The sequence below is a fragment of the Bradyrhizobium retamae genome (assembly GCF_001440415.1).
In the GTDB taxonomy this organism is placed as follows: domain Bacteria; phylum Pseudomonadota; class Alphaproteobacteria; order Rhizobiales; family Xanthobacteraceae; genus Bradyrhizobium; species Bradyrhizobium retamae.
In genome coordinates this window covers 1-5,067 of sequence record NZ_LLYA01000036.1, presented here as the reverse complement: position 1 = coordinate 5,067, position 5,067 = coordinate 1, and the positions used below count along the sequence as shown (strand labels likewise).

The 5,067-nt window shown below is 58.7% G+C and carries 5 protein-coding genes and 2 pseudogenes; 2 read left to right on the top strand and 5 right to left on the bottom strand.

Features of this window, described 5'->3' with window-relative positions; all coding sequences use genetic code 11:
* Positions 1-321: transposase (locus CQ13_RS07260; protein WP_197427266.1), on the top strand; the 321-nt coding region annotated here is incomplete at its 5' end.
* Positions 322-1,045: 724 nt separating this feature from the next.
* On the opposite strand, the gene CQ13_RS45375 is transcribed toward CQ13_RS07260, so the two are convergent.
* On the bottom strand, positions 1,046-1,291 hold the full coding sequence (locus tag CQ13_RS45375; RefSeq protein ID WP_245309069.1) for a hypothetical protein: 246 nt from the start codon (positions 1,289-1,291) through the stop codon (positions 1,046-1,048).
* Here CQ13_RS45375 and CQ13_RS45370 point away from each other — a divergent pair.
* Positions 1,196-1,474 carry a helix-turn-helix domain-containing protein gene (locus CQ13_RS45370; protein ID WP_245309068.1) on the top strand — a complete coding sequence of 93 codons (279 nt, stop codon included), beginning with the start codon at positions 1,196-1,198 and terminating at the stop codon, positions 1,472-1,474. The two genes, CQ13_RS45375 and CQ13_RS45370, sit on opposite strands and share 96 nt — an antisense overlap.
* 134 nt (positions 1,475-1,608) lie before the next feature.
* Here the strand turns inward: CQ13_RS45370 and CQ13_RS45365 are convergent, their stop codons facing one another.
* The 4 genes and pseudogenes from CQ13_RS45365 to istA all read right to left on the bottom strand — a co-directional run.
* Positions 1,609-2,076: a hypothetical protein gene (locus CQ13_RS45365; RefSeq protein ID WP_245309067.1), complete on the bottom strand. Its 468-nt coding sequence runs from the start codon at positions 2,074-2,076 to the stop codon at positions 1,609-1,611.
* Positions 2,077-2,137: 61 nt separating this feature from the next.
* Positions 2,138-2,374 (bottom strand): chorismate-binding protein, encoded by a 237-nt coding sequence (locus tag CQ13_RS47565; protein ID WP_488225902.1) that lies wholly within the window; start codon positions 2,372-2,374, stop codon positions 2,138-2,140.
* Between the two features lie 643 nt (positions 2,375-3,017).
* A pseudogene (gene istB / locus CQ13_RS07250) lies at positions 3,018-3,760 on the bottom strand (IS21-like element helper ATPase IstB).
* Positions 3,761-3,769: 9 nt separating this feature from the next.
* Positions 3,770-4,961 (bottom strand): annotated as a pseudogene (gene istA, locus CQ13_RS07245) (IS21 family transposase); the annotation flags it as partial.
* Positions 4,962-5,067: the final 106 nt, after the last annotated feature.

Here is a 5,067-nt window from a genome sequence, read left to right as displayed (position 1 = left end):
GTGGCGGCGGATGCTGGATTTTACTCCGCCAGGAACGAAGCTGCAGCGAAAGCCAGAGGCGTCAAACGCGTCTGCATTCCCAATCGCTCGACCAAGAGCGCCGAGCGCAAGCGTGAGCAGAAAAAGCGCTGGTTCCGTAACGGTCAGAAATGGCGAACCGGATGCGAGGGACGTATCAGCGTCGTCAAACGGCGACACGGGCTCGATCGCTGCCGCTACAAGGGCAGCATCGGTATGAAACGCTGGGTCGGCCTCGGCGTCGTCGCCGACAACCTCATCAATATCGGACGCGCGATGGAAAACCAGTCACGCCAACCGTAGTCCGTCCCAACTCAATCTGGCCTCTCAAGGCCCCGCCAGCCCCTGGCGGGGCCTTGTCGTTGTCCGCGCGGTTGACCAGTCTGGTTAGAAGCGCGAATTTTGCGCCGGAAAGTAGCTAGAGGCGCAAACGCAACCTGTGTGGCGCCGCGATTCGCGGCTCCTTGCAGTCCCGTATTGTAACAGGGAGCGATTCGGACTGCGAGCCTGCTGGTTGAAATTCGTCGGGAAACAGCAAGAAAAAGCAAATTTCGATCGGTCGAGGCCGGTTTTATTGCATGAAAACAATATAGGGCCAGCGTTACCGTCACCATCAATCTTCGTTATAGCGGTTGTCAGAGCCGAACCACACTATGACCGACCAGATATCCGGTGCCTAGAAGCAATTGATGGCCGGCAAGATGCGGCCCTCAAGCGAGGGACCGCAACAAGATCGATGCTTCGTCGACCTGGTACGGTCCGTCCTCCTACGCGGTCCTTTGTCAAAAACTCAATCCTATCGAGAATTTCTCGTGAAGACCTCTCGGCACTCAGGGAATTTTTGGAGCCGATTGCCCTGAGAGAACGGATGCTTCTGCAAGATCCGAAAGGACATGTTGAACACGTCTATTTCGTCGAGGCAGGCCTCGTCTCGCTCAGGATCGTTGCGGTTGGAAACATCCTTGAGACAGCGGTGATAGGATATCAGGGGGCGGTCGGCGCTTCGTGGTTAGTGGGAGAGCATGTCTCAACGCACCAAGCTGTGGTGCTCGTTCCAGGAAGTGCGCACAGAATCCGGGTCGAGGATTTGCGTCGGGTAATGAATGAGCGAATTGAGGTTCGAGAACACATTTCCCGGTACGTTCAAGCGCTGGCACTGCATTCCGCTCAGGCGGGATTGTGCGGCGTTAGACACTGCCGCGAAAAGCGGCTCGCGAGTTGGCTCTGTCTGGCAAGTGATGCTCTTGATGCTCATGTACTTCCAGTTACCCATGACTATCTTTCGTCAGTTTTGGGGTTGCGACGCGCTGGGGTAACTGAGACTCTAATTCGATTCGAAGAACAGAAGCTCATTCGAAAGACACGTGGCGTCTTGCAGATCGATAAACGTGACTGCCTCGCGGAAAAATCGTGCAGTTGTTACAAGCTCATTTCAGGCGCTTATGCGTCGTCTTAGTTCGTGAGTTCGATAAAAGAGCAGGGCGGCTAGGGAAGTCCGCCGGGGCCAATTCAGCGATTTTGACATCGGCATCCGAATCCGGGACGCTCACGGCAATCAGCTGATCGACAGTTTCCCCGGCATGTACTGCGTCAATGTTGGTTATGGGGGCACCGAAGTGGCTGAAGCGGGACAGCGACCGGGGGGAGATCGCGATTGCGCGCGGCTTGAGGCCATGTTGTTCGGATCATCTCCGTTTCTTCACCGTGCTTGCGGAAATAGCGGCCAGTGTTGAAGACGAACGAGTCGTAGTTGTCGATGATGACAATAAAGACGCACCGGAAACGCGTCAAAGAGTCGCCACATTTTGGCGATCGATCCCGATCATCCCGGTGTACCTCTCGAACCACAGCAAGCGGTATCGCTCGCTCGGCGCTCGGCGACGCCGACATCACCTTTCCCGTGGGTGCGAGGATCACGCAGGTCACGCTGAAGAGCGACGGTTCATCGTTGTTCAGCATCAACGGGCCGAGCAGATAGGAGAAAGTGATGAAACCGGTTGTTCGGGATTGGTTCCTACATCGCGGTGATCCCGCCTGCATGAAACACAGCCAGGTCATCGTTCGCGTTTCGACCTGCCGTCCCTCAAGCTTAATCGTTCCGGCGAGCTCGATGCAATCATCAGCTTGCCGTAGCGCAGGAGGGCTGCAAAGGGGCCGGGATCAATGACCTCAGCTGGCAAAAGGCAAGCGGCTCAAATGAGCTTGACAGCCGGGCGCTGAAGCGCCGCGCAATGTTGGCCTGGAAGACGTCTCTGGCCAAAATCAAGTCGATGACGCGCTGTACCGCTGCAATATAGCCGTCACGGTTAAAGTTCGAATGCCATTCAACCGCCGTGACGGGAGAGTCATTCGGCAGCGGATTTGGGCGGGCAAAGCGATCTGCAAACTCATTAACTCCATTGCGTGCACGCTACATCCGACGTGCGGGATCTTGCTCTGGCCATCCCGTGGAAACGATTCAGCCGGTGACCTGCCAGCCGGCAGTTCGCGCCATCGCGAAGTTCAATTGAGAATGCACGCTGTGGTCCGTCGAGGCCGGCCCAAGGGGCACCCCCTTGGCGCTAACTTACCGTGTCGCGCCTGAGAATCGATTGTGATTCCAGAATCGGATGACTCGAATCACTTTCTGACGCCGAATGGTTGGCACCGTCGATCGGTTTGGCGGCACTGAACTCCTTGAGAACAAGGCGCGGGAGTTCGACGCGTTCGAAAGAGCGCGCAAGGTCAAGTTGCGGATTCCAATGATCGCGCGCAGGTATTCCAATCTGATGCCGCGCAGCGTTCCAATCTGATCGCGCGCATGTGGAAGCCCCCGATCGTTAAAGGCAATTGGCACTATCGTCAGCCCGTGGTCAAGCGGCTGCCGAAGAGATCACGTCTCATGTTTGATGGTGTCGCTCGACGGAGCGAAGCTGACTGGACGCGCACCCCCAACAGTGCCGTAGCGGCCGGTCAGCTTCGCGGGCTGCAGTCTCAGTCTTCATCGGCCGACGATGTAATCAAGGCCGAGAAAGAACCGGCGGGCGACGCATGGAGTCACCGTTCAGTTCGAGCCTGTGAGCGTTGTGAAGCAGGCGATCAAGTATGGCATCAGCGTAAGTTGGGTCATTTATGAGCTCATGCCATTTGGCAATTGGAAGCTGGCTGGTGACGAGTGTTGATCGACGGCCGTAACGGTCTTCAAGGATTTCGAGCAGATAATGACGGGCATTGGCGTCGATGGCTTGGAGGCCCCAATCGTCCAAAATCAGGAGCTCGACGGCGGCGATGCTCTTCATCCGCGAAGTGAGTCGGCCGTCGCCCCGGGCAAGGTCCAGTTCTTCGAACAACCGCGGCAGCCGCGTGTAAAGTACAGAGTGGTTGTCCCGGCAGGCCTTGTGACCAAGCGCGCACAGCCAAGCCAGCTTTTCCCGACGCCGGTTGGCCCGACAATGGCGCAATTCTCATGGTTTTTGATCCAGTCTCCCTTGAGCAGCATGTCGAACAAGCGGCGGTCGAGCCCACGGGGGGCGCGATAGTCGATATCCTCGGGCACGGCATGATGACGCAGCTTTGCCTTGCGAAGACGAAGCGCCAGGCGCCGGTTGTTGCGCCAAGTCGCTTCGTGGTCCAGCAGCAACGCCAGCCATTCGGCGTGAGCGAGACCCCGGACCTCCTCGTTCTCGGCGAGGCTCGTGAAGGCCTCGGCCATGCCAGTAAGGCCGAGCCGGGTAAGCAAGTGGAGTGTGGGGTGTGTCAGCATTTTTTCTCCTTAGTGGTAATAGTCCGAGCCTCTGATGTTGGTGTGTATGATCGTCTTGCGCTCGGGGGACGCGGGCGTTGCAACGCGATCGAGCCCCTTCTCGAGGATCGATTTGACGCTTGGGTAGTTGCGAGCCTGGATCTCAATCGCGCGCAGCGCGGCCGCCTCGAGGCGCTCGGCGCCAAAGCGCTTCTCAAGACGGATGATCCCCAGGCACGAACGATAGCCCTGTTCGGGATGCGGCCGATCCTCGATGATCCGGTCGATCAGCAGGCGCAGCATCGGGCCGATCCGGCTTGCCTCGCTGCGGATCTTTGCCGGCGTCCACTCGCCGTAGCGCCGGTGGCTGGAAGGCATGTGGGCGCTGATCGTGGTGTGCCGCCCGTTGCCGCTGCCGCGCATGTGCGCGGCGATACGCTCGCCCCCCAGGAAGATTTCAACCGTTCGCGCACAGATCCGCGCTTCGACCTCGCGACGGGCGAAGCGATAGGGCACCGAGTAGTAGTGTCGCTCGATCTCGACGTGATAGTCGAGCCCGACCCGGCATCGGCGCCATTCGGCATGGACCCACGGCTCGCCGGGAAGCGGTTTAAGATTCGGCGCGTCAATTTCCTCGAACAACTGGCGCCGTGTGCGGCCATACTGGCGCAGCACCCGTCCGTCATTGAGCTTGGCCATCCACTCGGCGATCGCACCGTTGAGTTCGGCCAGGCTGTAAAAGTTCGGTTGCGCAGCCGCCCCAGCAGCCAGCGCTCGATGATTCCGACGCAGGCCTCAACCTTAGCCTTATCTCTCGGGCGACGCGGCCGTGCCGGCAAAATCGCCGTGCCGTAATGCTGCGCCATATCGCTGTAGCTGCGGTTGACCATAGGGTCGTAGAGGCAGGCCTTGATCACCGCGACCTTGGCGTTGTCGGGCACCAGCAGTTGCGTCGCGCCGCCAAAAAAGCTGAAGGCCGCGTTATGTCCCGCGATCCAGTCGCCGAGCTGCTCGGTCCACGTCGCCAGCGCGAACGACAAGCTGGATGCGCCCATGACCGCGACGAAGATGTGCGCGTCACGCACCTCGCCATCTTACGGTCAACCACCGGCACCGTGTCGCCGGCATAGTCGACAAACAATTTCTCGCCCCCGCCGTGGTGCTGGCGCATCACGAGCGGCAGCCGACCTTCCCAGTTGCGGAACAAGTCACAGAACCGGCTGGTATGTTGTCGCGAACATACTAGTCTTACTGCGTCATAAATTTCGATAGGTACTTTGACTTGAGATTGCCCTGATGCAACAAGGGCATCGAGATAGTGTAGACAC

What these genes read in the sequence shown, in the direction of transcription:
- CQ13_RS45375 (WP_245309069.1), bottom strand. Translation starts at nt 1,291, where the DNA reads ATGGGTAACTGGAAGTACATGAGCATCAAGAGCATCACTTGCCAGACA.
- CQ13_RS45365 (WP_245309067.1), bottom strand. Translation starts at nt 2,076, where the DNA reads ATGACCTGGCTGTGTTTCATGCAGGCGGGATCACCGCGATGTAGGAAC.